Source organism: Blastococcus saxobsidens DD2 (genome assembly GCF_000284015.1).
Taxonomy (GTDB): domain Bacteria; phylum Actinomycetota; class Actinomycetes; order Mycobacteriales; family Geodermatophilaceae; genus Blastococcus; species Blastococcus saxobsidens_A.
Map to the genome: position 1 here is coordinate 1,127,094 of NC_016943.1, position 19,495 is coordinate 1,146,588.

The 19,495-nt window shown below is 74.4% G+C and carries 19 protein-coding genes; 7 read left to right on the forward strand and 12 right to left on the reverse strand.

The window, feature by feature from the left end; genetic code table 11:
• The 6 genes from BLASA_RS05405 to BLASA_RS05430 form a co-directional block, all read right to left on the reverse strand.
• Complete coding sequence (locus BLASA_RS05405; protein WP_014375029.1) at nt 1-1,119, reverse strand: NAD-dependent epimerase/dehydratase family protein; 1,119 nt, start codon at nt 1,117-1,119, stop codon at nt 1-3.
• Nucleotides 1,120-1,128: 9 nt separating this feature from the next.
• Complete coding sequence (locus tag BLASA_RS05410; protein WP_014375030.1) at nt 1,129-2,397, reverse strand: MFS transporter; 1,269 nt, start codon at nt 2,395-2,397, stop codon at nt 1,129-1,131.
• Nucleotides 2,394-2,981 carry a helix-turn-helix domain-containing protein gene (locus tag BLASA_RS05415; RefSeq protein WP_197536265.1) on the reverse strand — a complete coding sequence of 196 codons (588 nt, stop codon included), beginning with the start codon at nt 2,979-2,981 and terminating at the stop codon, nt 2,394-2,396. The genes BLASA_RS05410 and BLASA_RS05415 overlap by 4 nt, the downstream gene beginning before the upstream one ends.
• Before the next feature lie 76 nt (nt 2,982-3,057).
• Nucleotides 3,058-3,408, reverse strand: coding sequence for a hypothetical protein (locus BLASA_RS05420; protein WP_014375032.1), 351 nt, complete (start codon nt 3,406-3,408; stop codon nt 3,058-3,060).
• An 86-nt stretch (nt 3,409-3,494) separates the two neighbouring features.
• Entirely contained in the window at nt 3,495-4,847 is a 1,353-nt protein-coding gene (locus BLASA_RS05425) for an MFS transporter (RefSeq protein WP_014375033.1), read from the reverse strand.
• A 27-nt stretch (nt 4,848-4,874) separates the two neighbouring features.
• The gene (locus tag BLASA_RS05430; RefSeq protein WP_014375034.1) at nt 4,875-5,702 is read right to left on the reverse strand and encodes an alpha/beta fold hydrolase; all 828 of its coding nucleotides are present in this window, start codon (nt 5,700-5,702) and stop codon (nt 4,875-4,877) included.
• A 201-nt stretch (nt 5,703-5,903) separates the two neighbouring features.
• On the opposite strand from BLASA_RS05430, the gene idi reads away from it, so the two are divergent.
• From idi to BLASA_RS05445, 3 genes are all read left to right on the forward strand, one after another.
• The gene (gene idi / locus BLASA_RS05435; protein WP_014375035.1) at nt 5,904-6,428 is read left to right on the forward strand and encodes an isopentenyl-diphosphate Delta-isomerase; all 525 of its coding nucleotides are present in this window, start codon (nt 5,904-5,906) and stop codon (nt 6,426-6,428) included.
• A 117-nt stretch (nt 6,429-6,545) separates the two neighbouring features.
• A complete protein-coding gene (locus BLASA_RS05440) occupies nt 6,546-7,319 on the forward strand; it encodes an SDR family NAD(P)-dependent oxidoreductase (RefSeq protein ID WP_014375036.1) in 774 nt (257 codons plus the stop codon).
• A 21-nt stretch (nt 7,320-7,340) separates the two neighbouring features.
• On the forward strand, nt 7,341-7,616 hold the full coding sequence (locus tag BLASA_RS05445; RefSeq protein WP_014375037.1) for a hypothetical protein: 276 nt from the start codon (nt 7,341-7,343) through the stop codon (nt 7,614-7,616).
• 12 nt (nt 7,617-7,628) lie between these two features.
• Here BLASA_RS05445 and BLASA_RS05450 read toward each other — a convergent pair whose 3' ends face one another.
• From BLASA_RS05450 to BLASA_RS05460, 3 genes are read right to left on the reverse strand one after another with little or no spacing between them, the layout of a single operon-like run.
• Complete coding sequence (locus tag BLASA_RS05450) at nt 7,629-9,992, reverse strand: SpoIIE family protein phosphatase (protein ID WP_014375038.1); 2,364 nt, start codon at nt 9,990-9,992, stop codon at nt 7,629-7,631.
• Nucleotides 9,989-10,627 carry a biliverdin-producing heme oxygenase gene (locus tag BLASA_RS05455; protein ID WP_014375039.1) on the reverse strand — a complete coding sequence of 213 codons (639 nt, stop codon included), beginning with the start codon at nt 10,625-10,627 and terminating at the stop codon, nt 9,989-9,991. The genes BLASA_RS05450 and BLASA_RS05455 overlap by 4 nt, the downstream gene beginning before the upstream one ends.
• Nucleotides 10,628-10,653: 26 nt before the next feature.
• Entirely contained in the window at nt 10,654-11,787 is a 1,134-nt protein-coding gene (locus BLASA_RS05460) for a PucR family transcriptional regulator (protein WP_014375040.1), read from the reverse strand.
• A gap of 123 nt (nt 11,788-11,910) precedes the next feature.
• Here BLASA_RS05460 and BLASA_RS05465 point away from each other — a divergent pair, with 123 nt between their 5' ends.
• Complete coding sequence (locus BLASA_RS05465; protein WP_014375041.1) at nt 11,911-12,840, forward strand: proline dehydrogenase family protein; 930 nt, start codon at nt 11,911-11,913, stop codon at nt 12,838-12,840.
• 56 nt (nt 12,841-12,896) lie between these two features.
• Nucleotides 12,897-14,522 (forward strand): L-glutamate gamma-semialdehyde dehydrogenase, encoded by a 1,626-nt coding sequence (gene pruA / locus BLASA_RS05470; RefSeq protein ID WP_014375042.1) that lies wholly within the window; start codon nt 12,897-12,899, stop codon nt 14,520-14,522.
• 100 nt (nt 14,523-14,622) lie between these two features.
• On the opposite strand, the gene BLASA_RS05475 is transcribed toward pruA, so the two are convergent.
• Nucleotides 14,623-15,624, reverse strand: a complete 1,002-nt coding sequence (locus BLASA_RS05475; RefSeq protein WP_166486480.1) for a hypothetical protein — start codon at nt 15,622-15,624, stop codon at nt 14,623-14,625.
• A gap of 335 nt (nt 15,625-15,959) precedes the next feature.
• Between BLASA_RS05475 and BLASA_RS05480 the strand changes: the two genes are divergently transcribed.
• Nucleotides 15,960-17,231 (forward strand): IS110 family transposase, encoded by a 1,272-nt coding sequence (locus tag BLASA_RS05480; RefSeq protein WP_014373933.1) that lies wholly within the window; start codon nt 15,960-15,962, stop codon nt 17,229-17,231.
• A gap of 104 nt (nt 17,232-17,335) precedes the next feature.
• Here BLASA_RS05480 and BLASA_RS05485 read toward each other — a convergent pair whose 3' ends face one another.
• Nucleotides 17,336-17,875, reverse strand: coding sequence for a DUF488 family protein (locus BLASA_RS05485; protein WP_041775625.1), 540 nt, complete (start codon nt 17,873-17,875; stop codon nt 17,336-17,338).
• A gap of 52 nt (nt 17,876-17,927) precedes the next feature.
• On the opposite strand from BLASA_RS05485, the gene BLASA_RS05490 reads away from it, so the two are divergent.
• Entirely contained in the window at nt 17,928-19,136 is a 1,209-nt protein-coding gene (locus BLASA_RS05490) for an MFS transporter (protein WP_083877933.1), read from the forward strand.
• A gap of 11 nt (nt 19,137-19,147) precedes the next feature.
• Here BLASA_RS05490 and BLASA_RS05495 read toward each other — a convergent pair whose 3' ends face one another.
• A complete protein-coding gene (locus tag BLASA_RS05495) occupies nt 19,148-19,489 on the reverse strand; it encodes a hypothetical protein (RefSeq protein WP_014375046.1) in 342 nt (113 codons plus the stop codon).
• Nucleotides 19,490-19,495: the final 6 nt, after the last annotated feature.

Here is a 19,495-nt window from a genome sequence, read left to right on the forward strand (position 1 = left end):
TCAGTTCGCCCGTGGGCCGGGTGCGTTGGCCGGGTCGCCGGCGGGGTCCAGCGTGCCGCCGCCGGCGGGCCGGAACAGCGGCCCGGGGGCGCCGTCGCCCCGCCCGAGGGCGGCGACGAACTGCCGCAGCACGTCGTCTCCGGTGTGGAACGGCGCCCAGTCCAGCAGCTTGCGCGCCCGGCCGGTGTCCAGCGCCGGTACCTGCGTGCCCAGGTCGAGCCAGCCCGGCTCGGTGGGCACCACGTGCGCGGTGAAGGCGGCGTGCAGCCCGGCGCGAAGGGCGAACGCCGGGGTGGGCACCCGCACGGTGCCCAGGGCGCGGGCGAGCGCGGCGGCGTCCAGCAGCGGTTCGGCGGCGAGGTTGAACGGGCCGGAGGCGCGCCGGTCGAGCATCCGCTCGATCCCGTCGGCGACGTCGTCGGCGTGCACGAACGCGATCGCCAGCGCGGGTAGCGGCAGAGGCAGCAGCCGGGCCAGCGGACCCGGCAGCACGCGGGCCGCGCCGAACAGTAGCGGGCCGAGGAAGTAGCGGCCGATCTCGCTGCCCGCCTCCGGCTGCAGCACCAGCGTGGGGCGCACCACGGTCAGCGTGGTGTCGCGGTGCCGGCCGAACACCTCGCGGACCACCCGCTCGGCCTCGGACTTGTCGCGGCTGTACTGCGAGGTGGGGATGCCCGTGGTGGGCCAGTCCTCGGTCACCCGGGAACCACGGGCGCCGGCGGCGTAGGCGCCGATCGAGCTCATGTGCACGAACTGGCCGACGCCGGCCGCCGCGGCGGCGCGGGCCACCCGGCGGGTGCCCTCGACGTTCACCTCGCGCAGCCGGTCGGGCTGCCGTCCGGGCTGCAGCGCCCACGCCAGGTGCACGACCGCGTCGGCGCCCGCGACGAACTCCGCGATCTCCGCCTCGCTCGCCGCCTCGCCGAGGTCGGCGTGATGCCAGCGCACGCCGTCGTAGGGCGGCATCGACGGCGCCGGCCGACGGGCCAGGCCGCGGACCTCGGCCGGCCCGGCTCCGGGTGCGGTGAGCCGGCGCAGCAGGGCCGTGCCGACGTTGCCGCTGGCTCCGGTGACGGCGACCGTGCGACCGGCGAGGTGGCCGGGGGAGAGGTTCGGCATGCTCTGCCGCTACCCGGCCATCCCCGCGCCAACCGGTACCCGCAGCCGCAGCGAGACCGCCGCCGCGAACAGCAGCGCGGCGACGGCGACGGCGAACCCGGCCGTGTCGCTGGTCGCATCGGCCAGCCGCGCCACCGCGAGGCTGCCGACGATCCCGCCGGCCTGCAGCGCCAGGGAGGCGACGGAGACCGTCGTCGCCCGGTGCTCGGCGGTGACGCGGGTGTGCATGAGCTGCTGGCGCAGCGGCCAGCCGGCCGCGTTCACGAGGTAGAACAGCGCGTAGCTGACCGCCGTCACGGCGAGCACCGGGCTCAGGGCCGTGCCGGCGAGGACGAGCGCGGCCAGCAGGGCCACCCCGGCGGTGGCGACGGCGGTCGATCCGCCGGCGGCGCGGCGGACCCGGCCGGCCAGCACCGAGCCGACGGAGGCCGCGGCGAACGACGCCGCCATGACCACCCCGAACACGGCCGTGCCCTCGGTGGCCCCGCCGGCGAGCTCGGCGAACCGCAGCGGACCGAGCAGTTCCAGCGTCGAGAACACCAGCCCGCTCACCGCCGAGAGGATCAGCAGCCGGCGCAGGATCCCGTCGTCGCGGGTGAGCCGGGCGGTCTCCCGGATCAGCCGCGGCACGTCGCGGCAGCCCCGCAGGAGCGCCGCCGCGGCCGACGTTGGCGCCGGAGCGGTGCGCAGCGGCGTCACCAGCGCCATCAGCGCCACGAGGTAGACGACGTCGACGCCGGCGGCGAGCAGGAAGGGGATGGTGAGCGCCGCGCTGCCCGCCCCGTCGGCGAGCAGCGGCACCAGGCCGCCGAGCACCGCGCCGAGCGCGAGCCCGAGACCGCTGGCCGCGGCGGCCCGGCTCAGGCCGGGCGTGGTGTCGGCACCGGGGTCGGCGGCGTGCGTCGCATCGACGAACCAGGACTCCAGCGGGCCGGAGTCCAGCGCCCGGCCGGCGCCGATCAGCCCGTAGGCGAGGGCGAAGACGGCGACGTCCTGGGCGGCGGCCATCGTGAGCAGCCCGGCCGCGCCGAGCACCGCGGAGAGCACGAGCACCGGCCGGTGCCCGATCGCGTCGGCGAGGCCGCCGGTGGGCAGCTCCAGCGAGACGGCGACGATGGAGTGCACCGCGACCGTCAGCCCGATCTCGGTGGTGCTCAGGCCCCGGGCCGACGCCAGCAGCACGATCACCGGCACGGTGATGCCGAGCGGCAGCCAGCGCAGCGCGGTGAGGCCCACGTACCGGCGCTGCACGGCCGCGGCGGTCAGCACGGAGCTCACAGCGGGTAGGCCTCGAGCGGGAACAGGTCGACCAGCACGTGCACCAGCGGCTGGTCGGGGCTCTCGCGCGTCTCACGCCACCGCTCCAGGACGGCGAGCAGCTCGGCGGCGAGCTCGCGGGTGTGCTCGGGGGTCAGCCGCAGGCCGGCGTCGTTGAGCGATGTCGCGGCGCGCCAGCCGTCGTCCAGGCCGTCGCGTTCGGCGGCGTGGGCGGCCAGCATCCGGCGCTGCTGGGCGACGATCCGGCCGACCAGGTCATCGGCCAGCTCGCGGCCACCGGGCTGGGCGGTGAGCTCGGCCTCGTCCCAGCGGGTGCTGCGGTGCAGCGCCCGCCACCAGCGTTCCCGGCCGGTGCCCTCTCCCTCGACCTCCTCCACGAAGCCGGCGCCGGCCAGCTGGCGCAGGTGGTAGCTGGTGGAGCCGCTGCTCTCGCCGAGGCGGCCGGCCAGCCGGCTGGCGGTCGAGGGACCGTCGGTGCGGAGGGCGGCGAGCAGGGACATCCGCAGCGGGTGGGCCAGCGCCCGCAGCCTACGGGGATCGTGGACGTCGACCATCTGCTGGGCGTCTTCCGGCCATCGGCTCACGACATCCAGTCAACCAAGGCAAAGGTTACTTTGCAAAGACACCTTTGCAGGTGGACGGCTCGGCGGTCGGCCGGTGTCAGGCGGGCCCGAGGATCCCCGGTCCCGCGGGGCCGCCCGCGCCGCCGCCCGCGCCGTCCTTCAGCTCGACGAACAGGACGTGGGTCTCGGTCTCTCCGATGTTCTGGCCGGAGTGCTCCTGCGCAGGCAGCCAGCCGGTCGTGCCCACCACCATCTCCACGTCGCGGTGCGCGTCCGCGGAGTACAGCCGTCGGCGGAACGAGCTGAGGGTGTACATGACACTGTCCGGGTGCGCGTGCGGCGTCGTCCGCTCACCGGGCAGATCGGTGTATTCGAGCACCCGCACCCGATCGTTCTCGAAGACCACCCGGTAGTGGCTGGGGTTGGTCCGCACCGGATCGAGCTCCATGCGGTCGACTGTGCTCGGTTCCGGGCGCCGTGACCATGGGTTCCGGTGCGAGTGGGCGCCCGTTCCTGACCGGCGGTCGGTCTCGTTCAGTCCCGGAGTGCGGTGGTCGGCGCCGGCGCGTCCAGCGCCTCCCCACGCCGCTCGGGCAACCCCCAGGTCGCCAGGGCCGCCAGCAGGAAGAAGCCGGCGAACGTGCCGAAGACCAGGCCGGTACCGCCGGCGCCGACCAGCAGCGGCACGCACAGCGGCGCGGCGATCGAGGCCAGCCGACCGAACCCGGCAGCGGCGCCGGCGCCCGTCGCGCGCAGCGCCGTGGGGTAGATCTCCGGCGTCACAGCGTAGAGGGCGCCCCAGGCACCGAGGTTGAAGAACGACAGGACCATGCCGGTGGCGAGGACCGCCGTGTCGGCGTCGGCGGCGGCGAACATCCCCGCTCCGACCGCCGAGCCGACGAGGAAGGTCGCCAGCGTGGGGCGCCGGCCCCACTTCTCGATGAGGTAGGCCGCGACCGCGTACCCGGGCAGCTGGGCCAGGGTGATGATCAGCGTGTACTGGAAGGACTTCACCACGGAGAAGCCGTCGTTGAACAGCAGCGTCGGCAGCCAGATGAAGGCTCCGTAGTACGCGAAGTTGATGCTGAACCAGACGATCCAGAGCGACGCGGTGCGCACACCGGTCCCGGCTGCCCAGAGGGCGCCCGGCCCCGGCGTCCTGGCCGGCGGCTCGGGCGGCGGCGACGCGACGGGGTCCACGCCGGCCGCCCGCTCGAACCGGCGCACCGCGGCCTCGGCCTCGTCGGTGCGGCCGCGCAGTTCGAGGAAGCGCACCGACTCGGGCAGCCCGCGCCGGACGACGACGGCGTACAGCGCGGGCACGGCGCCGATCGCCAGCGCCCAGCGCCACCCGTCGTCGCTGCGCGGGACGACGAAGTAGCCGATCAGCGCGGCCAGCGTCCACCCCACCGCCCAGAACGCCTCGAGCATGACGACCACGCGGCCGCGCACCCGGGCGGGCGCGAACTCGCTGACCAGGGTGGAAGCCACCGGCAGCTCCGCTCCCAGGCCGAGGCCGATGATGAACCGGAACACCAGGAGTGCGCCGAGCGACCAGGACAGGGCCGCCGCCCCCGTGGCGAGCCCGAACACCAGCAGGGTGAGGGCGAAGACCTGGCGCCGGCCGTACCGGTCGGCCAGCAGCCCGCCGAGCGTCGCGCCCAGCGCCATGCCGACGAAGCCGATCGACCCGATCAGGGACAGCTCGGTGTCGGACAGTCCCCACTGGGCGGCCAGGGCCAGCATCACGAAGGAGATGAGGCCGACGTCCATGGCGTCCAGCGCCCAGCCCAGCCCCGACCCGACGACCAGCCGGCCGTGCTCACGGGTGAAGGGCAGCCGGTCGAGGCGTTCGGCCCGGGTCAGCGGCGACGTCGTCTGCGTCATGCGGTGCAGTCTTCCAATCGCTCCGTGTCAGCCGCGGACGTGGGCGGTGACGAGCTCGGCGGTCCGGTCGGCGGCCAGCTCCGGGATCCAGTGGGTCACGTCGTCGAGGATCTCCAGCCGGTAGGGCGCCTCGACGAAGCGGGCGGTGTCCTCGGTGGCGGCCCGGCCGAGGAAGGCGTCGCCGGTGCTCCACACGTGCAGGGTCGGGACGCGCACCCGGCCGACCGGGTCGCGGCCGGCCCACGGCAGCGCCCGGTACCAGTTGACCGCCGCGGTGAGCGCGCCCGGCTCGCGCATCCGCCGGACGTAGCGGGCGACGGCGTCGTCGGGGAGGCCGCCGTGCGCCAGCATCCGGCGCAGGGCGGCACCGTTCCCGGCGAGCAGCAGTTGCTCGGGCAGCACCGGCAGCTGGAACAGCCCCATGTAGTAGGAGCGGAGCGCCTGGTCGCTGGTGACCATGGCGCGGGCCATCGCGCCCGGGTGCGGGACGGAGAGCGCGGTCAGGGTGCGCACCCGGTCGGGGTGCCAGGCGCCGAGCGCCCAGCCGACGATGCCGCCCCAGTCGTGGCCGACCACGTGGGCGTCCGGGAGCCCGGCGGCGTCGAGCAGCGCGAGGACGTCGCTCACCGTCTCCCGCAGCCGGTAGTGCGACCGGCCGCGCGGGCGGGCCATGGGGGAGTAGCCGCGCTGGTCCGGCGCGAGGGTGCGCAAGCCGTGCTGGTGCAGCGCGGGGGCCACCCGGTCCCAGGCCGTGGAGTCCTGCGGGAAGCCGTGCAGGAGGACGACGGGGTCCCCGTCGTCCGGTCCGGCGTCCCGGACGTCGAAGGTCAGGCCGCCCCGGCGAAAGCTGTCCACGGAAGAACTGTGCCAAAGGAACCGCGGGATGTCGTGACGAGCGGGGGCCGGAGGCTCCCCGAGGAGCGGCATGGAGCCGCCCTGCGAGGCGGTCCGACGAAGGGCGGCCGGAGGCCTCCCTGAGAAGGGCCGGTAACGGCTCAGTGCACCAGGAGAACGGCAATTGGCCGCGGTGTCGCCCGGAGGGCGACAATATGCACCGTGGAGCTGATCGTGCTGGTCGACGACGACGGACGGGAGATCGGCACCCTGCCCAAGCCGCAGGTACACCACGGGGAGACCCCCTTGCACCGGGCGTTCTCCGCCTACCTTTTCGACGACGCGGGCCGGCTGCTGGTCACCCGTCGTGCGGCGGACAAGGCGACCTTCCCGGGGATGTGGACCAACACCGTCTGCGGGCACCCCGGCCCGGGGGAGGACGACGGTGCGGCGATCGCGCGGCGCGCGGAGTTCGAGCTGGGACTGCAGGTGGCCGACGTCCGGCCGGCCCTGCCCGGGTACCGCTACCGCGCGGTCTTCCGCGGGGTCGTGGAGAACGAGATCTGCCCCGTCTACGTCGGGCGGTTCATCGGGACGCCGGCACCGGAACCCACCGAGGTGGGGGAGTGGGAGCTGCTCGACTGGGCCGCGTTCCGCCGTCGCCAGGAGACCGAGGGGGACGCCTGGTCGCCCTGGTGCCGCGAGCAGGCGCGGCTGATCGAGGACGCGGGCCTGCACCGGAGCTGACCGGCAGGTCGGTCACCCGGCGCGTTCGGTCGGTCGTCGGCGCAGGCCCGACCTGCGGCCCCCACGAACTTCGGCGAGGCTGTCGGCGACGGACACGACCGACGACGGAGGAGTCGAATGGAAGAGTCGCTGAAGGGCCGGGTCGCACTCGTGACGGGCGGGGCCAGCGGGCTGGGGCGGGCGACCGCACTGGCACTGGCGGAGGCCGGCGCCCACGTGGCGATCGCCGACATCAACGCGCCCGGCAGCGACGAGACGCTCGCGCAGGTGTCGGCTGCCGGCGGCTCCGCCGAGGTCGTCGCCCTCGACGTGACCGACGACGAGAGCCGGCGGTCCGTCGTGGCCGGCCTCTTCGACCGGCACGGTGACGCCTTCGACATCCTGGTCAACGTGGCCGGCATCGACCGGCCCGGCTACATCACCGACATCGACCTGGCCGACTACCGCCAGGTGCAGGCGGTGAACTGCGAGGGGCCGATCTTCCTCACCAGCGAGTTCATGAAGCGGGTCCAGCACCTGCCGGACGAGCGCACGGCCGACGTCGTGCACGTCGTCTCGCTGTCGGCCGTCACCTCCGGCAGCGGCGCGATCGCCTACAACGGCTCGAAGGCGGGCTTCCTCAACGCCACGAAGTGCATCCAGCGGGAGCTGCGGGAGAAGGCCGTCCGGCAGCCCGACGGCAGCGAGCGGCCCTTCCCCTGCCGGGTGCAGAGCGTCATCCCGGCTGCCATGGACACCCCGATGATGGAGCAGTGGGGCATCCCCGAGCACCTGATGATGCCGCCGTCGGCGGTGGCGGAGGCGATCCGCACCCTGCTCCTGCTGCACCCGGCCAGCTTCGTTCCGGAGATGCAGATCGTGCCCCGGCTCGAACCCAACTTCCCCCGCTGACCGACCGTGAGGAACAGCCGCGTGAACGCCCCGGACGACCCCACCCCGGACACTGCGATGGCGTCGGGCTCCGACGCCGGCGAGCCCGGCGGCCACCTCGGCCCCGGTGACCTCGCGCCGGACGAGGAGCGGCTGCTGGCCGCGCTGGAACGGCGCGACGGGACGGACCTGGTGGGCTCGCCGCAGGAGGTCGTCGCCGCGACACGGGCGGCGGAGGACGAGGGTCCGCTGCCGGCCCAGGGTGGTGCGCCCGACGACGGACTGACCCCCCGGTTCACCGCTCCGGGGGCGGACTGACCGGGAGCCGGCTCAGCGGTGCTGCGGTCGCAGGCGGACGGCGACGAGCGCGACGTCGTCCTCCGCGCCGCCGGGCAGCAGCCGTGCGATGAGCCGGTCGCAGATCGCCGTCACCGGCAGGTGGCGCAGCTCCGCCAGCGCCTCGCCGAGCAGCGTCACGCCGTCGTCGAACACCTGGTCGCGGCGCTCGACCAGCCCGTCGGTGTAGAGCAGCAGGGTCGAGCCGCGCGCGAGCACGGTCACCTGCTCGCTCCGCGGACGTGCCGGGTCGACGCCCAGCAGCAGCCCGGGGCGGTCGGGGACCAGCAGCTGCTGGGCGCCGTCGGGGGCGACCACCAGTGGGGGCAGGTGCCCGGCGGTGGCCCACCGGAGCCGGGTCACGCCTCCGGCGCGTTCGGCCGGCGTCTGCTCCAGCCGGCCCACCAGCACGGTGGCCATGGCACCGAGCCCGAGGCCCTCGACCGCGGCGTCCAGCCGGGACAGCACCGCCGCCGGTCCGGCGGCGCTGTCGTAGGCGATGCCGCGCAGCAGCCCGCGCAGCTGCGCCATCGTGGCCGCGGCCTCCGTGTCGTGCCCGACCACGTCGCCGATGACCAGCATCGTCGACCCGTCGGGCTGCGGAAACACGTCGTACCAGTCGCCGCCGACCTGGGCCTCCCGGGTGGCCGGCACGTACCGCACCGCCACCTCGAGGTGGTCGGGCTCGGGTGGGTCGGAGAGCAGGCTGCGCTGCAGCGTCTCCGCGGCGCGCACGATGCTGCGCGACCGCGCGTAGAGCGCCTCGAGCAGGTGCGTGCGCAGCTCGGCGGCCTCACCGATCTCCTGCGGGGTCCACGGCTCCGACCGGCCCCGGACGGTCTCCCGCCAGCGCTCGAACGACTTGCGCGGGCTGAGCCGGACCTCGTCGCCCTCCCGTTCGGCGATCGCCTTGTTGTGCGGATCGCCGCCCCAGTCGATGTGCCGGACCGCCTCGCCGCGGAACCAGAGCACGTACTGGCCCTCCGGGAGCGGCAGCACCAGCACGCCGCACACCGGGCCGGTCGCCGACCCCAGCCCGGGGGCCACCGAGGCCAGGGCGTCGGTGGCCACGACGTCGTCACCCTGGGCCGCCGCCCAGCCCGCGACGGCGTCGGCCAGGCCGGGTGGCAGTGCTGCGCCGGCGCAGCCGCGCGCGCCCTGCAGGTTCACCGCGACGCCGTCGGCGGCCTGCAGGTCCAGCAGGCTCGGGGTGCCGAGGACGGTCTCGCTGAGCGGGCGCTCCTCGTCCATGGTGGCGGCGGTGAGCCAGGCCAGCGTCGAGCGCACCCGCAGGGCGCGCTGGAACTCCTCCTCCTGCGCCCGGTCGATGAGCCGCAGCGACATCGTCGACCCGAGGAACTCGGCCGCGGCCCGGGTGGCGTAGGGCGGGGCGTGCGGGCCGCTGTAGTGGTGGCAGGCGATGAGGCCCCACAGCTCGTCGTCGCGCAGCAGCGAGATCGACATCGAGGCGTGCACGCCCATGTTCTTCAGGTACTCGACGTGGATCGGCGAGACGCTGCGCAACGACGAGTAGGTGAGGTCGAGGGGGCGCCCGCTGAGCGGGTGGTCGACGGGCTGGAGCGGGACCGGCGCGTAGTCGACGTCGGAGATGAGCCGGATCCAGTTCTTCTCGTACAGCGCCCGCGCCTGCGCGGGGATGTCCGACGCCGGGTAGTGCAGGCCCAGGAAGGAGTTGAGGTGCGGTGCCTTCGCCTCGGCCACCACCTCGCCGTTGTGGTCGGCGTCGTAGCGGTAGACCATGACCCGGTCGAAGCCGGTGAGCTCCCGCACCGCCCGGGCGGTGATGTCGTAGAGCTCCTGCAGCGTGCCGGCGCGGTTGAGCTCGCCGATGGTGCCGCGCACCGCCTGGTAGGTGTTGGGGAAGGAGAACGGCCGCGGGCCGTGGGCCGGCTCGAGCTCGACGACGAGGGCGGTGACGGGCAGCGCCCCGGCCGGGTCGGCCCCGGATCGGCTGTCCGTGGCGCCCGGATCGAGCTGGGTGCGGTGCAGCAGGGCGTCGACCGGCACGGCAGCGCCGCCGACGTCGAGGGTGATCTCCACCGGGTTGCGCTCGCGCAGGTCACCGAAGGCGCTGGCCGAACGGATCACCGCCTCGGCGGCCCGGATGCCGATGACCTCGGGGAGCGGGCGGCCCAGCGCCTCCCGCCACCCGACCCCGGTCAGGTCGGCGAGGTTCTCCGAGACCTGCTGGACGATCCAGTCCGGATCGCTCACCGCGATGAGCACCCCCCGCGGCTGGATGCTGCCCGGGATGTGGATCGGCTCCCGCTCGCAGTTGGTCAGGTCGACCGCTTCGCCGGGTGCGAGGAACTCCACCTCGCGGTCGACGTCGGTCACACCGGCACCTCTCGGTCGCCGGCCACCGGCCGGCACCACTGCGCCAGGGCGCGGAACGTCTCGCGGGCGGAGGCGAGGATGCGGTCGGCGTCACCCCCGGCGCGGACGTGCTCACGGGTGACCCGCCGGTAGGCGGCCCACATGGCCCCGGTGTCCGCCCCGTAGGGCGAGAAGGCGCGGATCCGGACGTCGGCGAGACCGGGCAGCCCGGCGAGGTGGCGGTCGATGAACGTGCCGCCGAGCGTGGAGCCCTCCAGCACGTAGAGCCGACCCAGCGCCTCGTCGGTGTCCGCGACGGCGGGCAGCAGCGGCACGTCGGCCGACGCCGGGGCGCCGAGCGCGCGCAGGTCGGTGGCGAACAGCCCCGCCCGGCGTCGCCGGTCCCACGCCACGCTCCGGGCGTCGGCCGGCCGGCGGGCGGCCCACGCGTCGAGGCACCGCTCGGCCGCCACCCAGAAGCCGTGCATGACGGTCAGCACCTGCGCCAGCCGCCGCCGGTCGAGCTGCGGGTCCAGCAGGTCGAGCAGGTCCTCGACCGCGCGGTGCTCCGCGGCGGTCCCGGTGCGCAGGGCGCGCAGGACGTCGTCGTGCCCGCTGCGGTCGTCCCGGTGCGCAGCCATCTCTCCCGCAGCCATCGCGACGAGCGTAGGGGAGCCGTCGATCAGGAGCGCGGTGGCCGGGTCCCGTCCCGCAACCGTGCGGCGCGCAGCCCGGCGTGCACCAGCAGGCGGGCGTCGCCGTCGGCCAGATCCAGGCCGGTCAGCGCGGTGATGCGGCCCAGCCGGTAGTAGAGCGTCTGCCGGTGGATGCACAGGGCCTCCGCCGTCCGGGCGGCGCTGCCGGCGCAGTCGAGGAAGGTCTCCGCGGTCGCGGCGAGCACCGCGTCGGCGAGCAACGGCCGCAGCGCGGGATCCGGTCCCGGGATCTGCGCGGCCAACCGCCACGCGCCCAGCTCGCCCCAGTGGGCGACGGGGGAGAACCGGTCGACCGCGGCGGCGATCCGCGCGGCGGTACGGGCCTCCTGCCACTGGTCGGCCAGCTCCGCGGCGCCCCGGCGCACCGCCGACACCCCGGCGCTGCTGCCGGCCGGGAGGCTGCGCAGCGACGCCGCGGTGAGTGCCCCGGCCGGACGGAGGTCGGCCGGCGCCGGCAGCGGCACCAGGACGGCGACCGCCCCGCCGGCGACGACGGTCGCCACCGCACCGGCGGCCGGGAGCCGCCATCCCCGGGGCACGGCGCCGCCCGCGGGGCAGAGCGCGACCAGCACCTGGAGGCCGTCGCCGGTCAGCCGCTCGGCCAGCCGGCGCTCGGCCGGAGGGCGCGCCCCCGGCCGGCCGTCGAGGACGTCGGCGAGCGCGTCCCCGAGGTCGGCGGCGGCACGCCCGGCCAGCAGCCGGCCCGCGTCCGCGGCCAGGTCCTGGGCGCGCTCGAGCGCCGGGTCCCCGTCGTCGTCGGGGTCGATGCGCCCGTCGTCGAGCAGCCAGAGGTAGCCGCGGATCTCGCCGCCGTGGCGGACCGGCAGGACCAGCCGGGTGAGGATGCCGGCCGCCGGCTCCGCCGGCGTCCGCAGCGGCCGGGTCGCCGAGGCGATGCCGAAGTCCTCGAACCAGCGACGGGTCTCCGGCGCCGAGCCCCGGGTCAGGATGGACCGCGTGCGGACGGCGTCGATCGGGTCGGCACCGCTGTCGTCGTGGGCGCAGAAGGCCAGCAACGTGAAGTCGGCGTCCTCCAGGGTGGCGGGCGCGGCCAGCACACGGGACACCTCGTCGACCAGGTCCTGCAGGTCGTCGCGCATCGGACCCCCCGTCTGTACAGCTGTATGAGAACAGACCGCGGAACTCCCGACATCTGTCCCTGGCCCGGACGGGTGACCGTGCCTAGCGTTGCGCCCAGGCGTCATCCGTTCCCGGGAGGTCCCGTGCTCCTCTCCAAGGCCTTGCTGGCCGCCTCCCGCCGGCCGGCCCTGCGCCGGCTGGTCACCGGGACACCGGCCACGCGCCGGGTGGTCGACCGGTTCGTCGCGGGGGAGGACCTGGCCGATGCGCTCACCGCCGTCCGGGCGCTGGCCGCCGACGGCATCCGGGCGACCCTCGACCACCTCGGTGAGGACATCACCACCCGAACCGAGGCCGAGCACTCCCGGGACGCCTACCTGGCAGCCCTCGACGGGCTGGCCGGCCTGGGGCTGGGGGACGGCGCCGAGGTGTCGGTGAAGCTGTCCGCCTTCGGCCAGGCGCTCCCCGACGGCCACGAGCTGGCCCTCGACCTGGTGCGACCGGTGGCGGCGGCGGCCAGCGCGATCGGCACGACGGTCACCCTCGACATGGAGGACCACCGGACCATCGACTCGACGCTCGCCGCCCTCGACGAGCTGCGCAAGGAGCACCCCGGCACCGGCGCGGTCCTGCAGGCGATGCTGCTGCGCACCGAGGACGACGCCAAGGCCCTCGCCGTCACGGGTTCGCGGGTGCGCCTGGTCAAGGGCGCCTACGACGAGCCGCCGGCCGTCGCGCACCGGAAGAAGAAGGACGTCGACGCCGCCTACGCGCGCTGCCTCGAGATCCTCATGGCCGGCCCCGGGTACCCGATGGTGGGCTCGCACGACCCGGCGATGGTCGCCCTCGCGCACGAGCTGGCCGCCCAGCACTCCCGGACCGCGGACTCGTGGGAGCTGCAGATGCTCTACGGCATCCGCCCCGACGAGCAGCGCCGTCTGGCCGCGGCGGGCACCCGCGTGCGGGCCTACGTCCCGTACGGCGGCGACTGGTACGCGTACTTCATGCGCCGGCTGGCCGAGCGCCCGGCCAACGTCGGCTTCTTCCTCCGCTCGCTCGCCACCCGCAGCTGAAGCCCCGGCCGCACTCATGGCCATGGGTGCGGCACCTACCGACTGGGAGGTCCGACATGGACGCCGTCACCCGAGTTCCCGCCCCCCGCAACGAGCCGGTCCTCACCTACGCCCCCGGCACGGCCGAGCGCGCGGAGCTGCAGGCCCGCCTGACCGAGCTGGCCGCCGAGCCGATCGAGTTGACCGCGACGTTCGGCGGACGGCAGCGGATGGCCGCCGGCGAGGCGTTCGAGGTGGTGCAGCCGCACCGGCACAGCGCCGTCCTCGGGACCTCCGCGCACGCCACGCACGCCGACGCACAGGGCGCCGTCCGCTGTGCGAAGGACGCGGCGCCGGCTTGGCAGGAGCTCTCCTTCGACGACCGCGCCGCGGTGTTCCTCAAGGCCGCCGACCTGCTGGCCGGCCCCTGGCGGCAGACGCTCAACGCCGCCACCATGCTCGGCCAGAGCAAGACCGCCCAGCAGGCGGAGATCGACAGCGCCTGCGAGCTGGTCGACTTCTGGCGGTGGAACGTGCACTTCGCGCGGCAGATCCTCGCCGAGCAGCCGGAGTCGGCCCCCGGCTTCTGGAACCGCAGCGACCACCGGCCGCTCGAGGGCTTCGTCTACGCGATCACCCCGTTCAACTTCACCGCGATCGCCGGCAACCTGCCCACCGCGCCGGCGCTCATGGGCAACACCGTGGTCTGGAAGCCCTCACCGACCCAGCAGTTCGCCGCGCACTTCCTGATGCGGCTGCTGGAGGCCGCGGGCCTGCCGCCCGGCGTGATCAACATGGTCCCCGGCGACGGCATCCCGGTCTCGGAGGTGGCGCTGGCCGACCCGGACCTGGCCGGCATCCACTTCACCGGGTCGACGCCGGTCTTCCACCACCTGTGGCGCACGGTGGGGCAGAACATCGCCTCCTACCGCGGGTACCCCCGGATCGTCGGGGAGACCGGCGGCAAGGACTTCGTCGTCGCGCACGCCTCGGCCGACGTCGACGTGCTGCGCACCGCCCTGGTCCGCGGCGCCTTCGAGTACCAGGGCCAGAAGTGCTCCGCGGCCTCGCGCGCCTACGTCCCGCGCAGCGTGTGGTCGCGGCTGAAGGACGACCTGGTCGCCACCACCGAGTCGCTCGAGATGGGCGACGTCACCGACTTCTCGAAGTTCATGGGCGCGGTCATCGACCGGAAGTCGTTCTCGAAGCTCTCCGGCCTCCTGGACCGGGTGGACGGCGACCCGGCGCTCTCGATCGTCGCCGGCGGCACGGCCGACGACAGCGAGGGCTTCTTCGTGCGTCCCACGATCATCGAGGGCACCGACCCCGGGCACGAGGTCTTCACCACCGAGTACTTCGGGCCGGTGCTCGCGGTGCACGTCTACGACGACGCCGACTACGACGCGGTGCTCACCCAGATGGAGTCGGCGGCGCCGTACGCCCTCACCGGCGCGGTCATCGCGCAGGACCGCCAGGCGATCGCGCACGCGCAGAAGTTCCTCCGGCACGCGGCGGGCAACTTCTACGTCAACGACAAGCCGACCGGTGCCGTCGTCGGCCAGCAGCCGTTCGGCGGCGGGCGGGCCTCGGGCACCAACGACAAGGCCGGCGCCGCGCAGAACCTCCAGCGGTGGACCAGCACCCGGTCGATCAAGGAGACGTTCGCGCCCGCGACCGACCACCGCTACCCGCACATGGGCTGACCCCGGCCGGTGTCGTTGATCAGGTGACCTGATCGTTTTGGGTCCTGGCTCACGACCGGTGGTGAGCCAGGACCACACCAGGTGAGCCAGGACGCCCCGATCAGGCGACGTCGAGCTCCGACCCGGGCTCCGGACGACGTACGACGGTGAACCGGCGCGGCTCCGAGTACGGCGTCGCGAGCATCCGGGTGAGATCGGCGACCGTCCTCGGCCAGGCGGCGCCCAGGTCGGCCTTGACCAGCCGGACCACCCGGACGTCGAGCCGGCGGACGCGGTCCTCACGGCGCTTCTCCTCCCACAGGACATCGTGCGGAGAACGCCCGCCGTACGGGTCGCGGTACTTCACCTGGCCGTCGAACTCGATCGCCACGGCCGCCTCCTCGTACCAGGCGTCGAGGCGCGCGACGAACCCACGCGCGTCCTGCAGGTCGACCTGGAGCTCGGGCGTGGGGAGACCGGCGGCCAGCAGCGCCAGCCGCCCCTCGGTCTCCAGCGGCGACTCGGCCCGTCCGTCGCTGAGGCCGAGCGCCCGCGCCGCCTGGGAGGCCCCCGTCCGGTGCCGGGCGGCGTGCACGGCGTGCTGCAGGTCGGAGCGGCGCACGCGCCGCTCGTGCAACGCGGCATCCAGGGCGATGACCGCGTCCGGCAGCGACCACTCCCGGCCGCAATCGATCAGGGTGCGGGAGGGCGAGGTGGTCGCGAACCGCCCGATCCAGGGGACGACGTCCGTGTCGGGCAGCTTGGCGCGCGCCACGCGGTAGCCCCGGCCGGCGCGCCACTGGTCGACTGCGGTGACACGCACGTCGCTGCCCGCGGACGTCGGCACGAGCAGCCCGTGTCGCCGGGCGGCCGACGCGTGGCTGAGCACCGGGCCGGGGTCGAGGCTGAGGAGGACGGCGATGCCGGCCATCAGGTGGCGGTCGACCTCGCTTGCCGCGGCCAGCCGCGTGGAGGCGGTGTAGACGCCCTTGCGCAGCCGCGTCCACCGCCGGGTGCGCAACTCCGTGCGGATGTCGTCGACCGAGTAGCCGGCGGCCTGGGCCTCCTGGCTGGTGAACACTCCGAGTCGCCCGTCGGCGCGGCACTGCAGCAGAGGGTGCACCGCAGGAGTCTCACCAGTCCGCGCGCATGAGTGGTCCAGAGCGGCAGATCTGTGGATAGCCGCCGTCCTGGCTCACCTCGTGGGGTCCTGGCTCACCGTCGACGCTGAGCCAGCATCCTTGGCCTTTCCGGCCGCGCGTTCCGCGCTGAAAATGTGCGTCGGGTCGCCCGCCGACGCACGTTGTCCCTGATCGTGGGAGGTCGTGAGCCAGCAGGGTGCCGAGGGCTGCGCCGTGGGCGCTTCCTTGTCGCTTCGAGCACGCGGATCAGATTGCTCGTCCTGCCCAGCAGTCCTCGCGGGCGGCCCCCCGAGGGGTCGGTGAGAGCGAGGAGGTCATGGTGCTTCAGGAAGATCAACAGGTCGAGGAGATCGTCGCCCGGGTGGCGGCGCTGGATATCGGCAAGGCCGAGCTGGTGTGCTGTGTGCGGGTGCCGCATCCGACCCGGCCGGGCAAGCGGATGCAGGAGGTGGTCACCTATCGCACGATGACCCGCTCACTGCTGGTGATGGCCGACCGGCTGGCCGGGCTGGGCGTCAGCGAGGTGGTCATGGAGGCCACCAGCGACTACTGGAAGCCGCCGTACTACCTGCTCGAGGCCCGCGGATTGAACCCGAAGCTGGTCAACGCCCGCGACGTCAAGCACCTGCCCGGCCGGCCCAAGACCGACAAGCTGGACGCGGTGTGGCTGGCCAAGCTGGCCGAGCGCGGCATGCTGCGGCCCAGCTTCGTGCCTCCGCCGAAGATCCGCCGGCTGCGCGATGTCACCCGCTACCGCGCCGATCTGGTCGAGGTGCGTACCGCGGAGAAGCAGCGGGTGGAGAAGCTGCTCGAAGACGCACAGATCAAGCTGTCGGTGGTGGCCAGCGACATCTTCGGCGCCTCCGGGCGGGACATGCTGGCCGCGCTGATCGCCGGCACCCGCGACCCCAAGGTGCTCGCCGCGCTGGCCCGGGGCCGGATGCGCGCCAAGCTCACCGACCTGGAAGAGGCGTTCACCGGCTACTTCACCGATCACCACGCCCGGCTGCTGACCACGATGCTGGCCCGCATCGACGGCCTCTCAGCCGACATCGCCGAGCTCGAGGTGATGATCGAGGAGATGGTCGCCCCTTTCACCGACGCGGTGGCGAAGCTCGATGAGATCCCCGGCATCGGCCGCGTCGCCGCCAGCGCAATCCTGGCCGAGATCGGCCTGGACATGAGTCGGTTCCCCACCGACGGGCACCTGTGCGCCTGGGCCCGCTTCGCCCCCGGCACCAAGGAATCGGCCGGCAAGAAGAAGGGCGCCGGCAGCACCGGCCACGGAAACCGCTACCTGGCCAAAGTCATCGGCGAGGCCGTCGCCGGCGCGGCGAAGACCGACACCTTCCTCGGCGAGCGATATCGCCGCCTGGCCCGCCGCCGCGGCGGGAAGAAGGCCATGGTCGCCGTCGGCCGCTCCATGCTGGTGATCATCTGGCATCTGCTGTCTGATCCCGACGCCCGATTCGTCGACCTCGGCTCGGACTTCCACGCCAAACGAACCGACCCCGACCGGCGACGCCGCGCTCACGTTCACCAGCTCGAAGCCCTCGGCTACACCGTCACCCTCACCCCAGCCGCCTAACCCCACAAGCGTTCGCCCGTCCCCGACTCGGCGCAGCCCCAAGGCCGAGCCGTCGGTTCCGTTCGCCCGTACCCCAGTCATTTTCGGGTCAGGACCCAGAACGATCAGGTGACCTGATCACGATCCGGGGCCGCCGGCCAGTGGACCTGCCCGTCGGGGCGGAGCACGGCGCCGTCGGAGGGCCGGTGCGGGGTCAGCCGGCCGTCGGGCATCAGGTGGCTGACCGGCTCTCCGCGGGCGACGACGGCGACGTCGGCGATCAGCCGGCGGTGGCAGCGCCACCACACCGCCTCGCTGCACATGACCGCGACCGTGCGACCAGCCGCCTCGGCGAGCACCTGGTCGAGCCCGGCGACGAACTCCACCGTGCGGGTGTGCGCCGCGTAGGCGGCGAACTGCGCCACGGTCCACCAGTCGTCGACGACCGGGTCACCGGCCGCAAGCCGCCGCCGCCCCCCGAGGCGTTCCTCCCACCGGTAGCCGATGCCGGCGGCCGGCAGCCACTCGGCCAGCGCCTCGCGCCGGGAGTCCGGGTTGTTCCGGCTGCCGGGGAAGCGGCGGACGTCGACGAGCAGGTCCACCCCGGCCCCGGAGAGGCGGGCGCCCAGGCGGTCGCGATCCTCGGACCCGTGGCCCACGGTCATCAGCGGCACGCCCTCTGCCTACCCGAGCGCGGCCGGCCATGCGCCGGGAGTCATGCTCGACGTGCGTAACGACGATCGGTGGGGTGGCGTGAGCGGGGGAACGGTGGAGGTCCAGGCCGTCCTGTGGCGGTCCCGCGGGGTGCAGGCGCTGGTGGGCGTGACGGCGCTCGGGTTCGCCAGCTACTTCCTCACGCTGGCCTCGCTGCCCACGTACGCGGTGGCCGGTGGGGCGTCGGCGGCCACCGCCGGCGTGGTCACCGCGGTCTTCCTGGTGGTCACGATCCTCGTGCAGACCGTGGTTCCCGCGCTGACCGTGCGGTTCGGCGTGGGGCCGGTGTTCGCGGCCGGGCTGCTCGCGCTGGGGGTGCCCGCGCCGCTGTACGTGCTCGACGACGGCGTCGGCTGGATCTCGTTGCTCTCGGCCGTGCGCGGCGCCGGGTTCGCGGTCATCACCGTGCTCGGGGCCACTCTCTCCGTCCGGGTCGCACCGCCGGAGCGGCGCGGCGAGTCCATCGGCCTCTACGGGCTGGCGATCGCGCTGCCCAACATGGCGGCGATCCCGGCCGGGGTCGCGCTGGTCCTCGACGGGCACGTCGGCTGGCTGGCGTGGCTGTCGGCGTCGCCGGTGCTGGGGCTCTTCTTCCTCCCGATGCTGCTGCGCTCGGTGACCACCCGCGAGGAGCGCGGCGCGAAGGGGAACGCACGAACGGCGGTGCGGGCCGCGCTGGCGCCGTCCCTGGTGCTGTTCGTGGTGACGACCGCCGGCGGTGGGCTGGTCACCTTCCTGCCGATCGAGCGACCCGACGGCCGGCTGGCCACCGTGGCCCTGCTGCTGTGGGGACTGTTCGGCGCGCTCACCCGGTGGCGGGCCGGCGTGCTGGCCGACCGGCTGGGCACCGGGCTGCTGCTGCCGCTGGCGGTGCTGGTCGGCGCCGCCGGACTCGCGGTGACCGCGGTCGGCCTGTGGACCGCCTCGGCCTGGGTGCTCGTCGGTGCGGCCGTCTTCGGCGCCGGGTTCGGGGCGGTGCAAAACCTCACCCTGCTGCGGGCCTTCTCCCGCGCCGGCGACCAGGGGACGACGGCGGCGAGCGCCCTCTGGAACGCCTCGTTCGACGCCGGGACCGCCTGTGGGGCGCTGCTGCTGGGCTTCGTCTTCGGCGCCGTGGGGTTGCCGTGGACATTCGTGTTCAGCGCCGTCGCGCTGGCCATCCTCCTGCCGCTGGCGCAGGCGGCCGCGCGGCCGGCGCCCGCCCGTCCCTGACGGAAAGCGGCTCAGACCTGCCGGGCGGCGGCGTGCAGCGAGCGGATGAAGAGGATCTCCTCGCCGGATCGCCGCAACCAGGTGCGCAGCCCGTCGGGATCGAAGCGGTTCCCGTCCCGCAGCTGACCCAGCTGCACCTGGCGGGTGCTCGCCTGCGCCCGCTGGGCGGTGGGCAGCGCCCGGCCCTCGGCGCGGGCGATGGCCGTCAGCCCCGCCCCCACGAACACCAGGTCGCGGATCTCGGTCAGACCGGCGAGCAGCCGCTCGGCGGCGGCGTCGTCGGCCGCGGTCAGGGCGGCGAGCAGTTCGTCGGCGCGGCGGCGGCCCTCGGCGGCCGGGTCGAGAGAGGTCACGCTCCC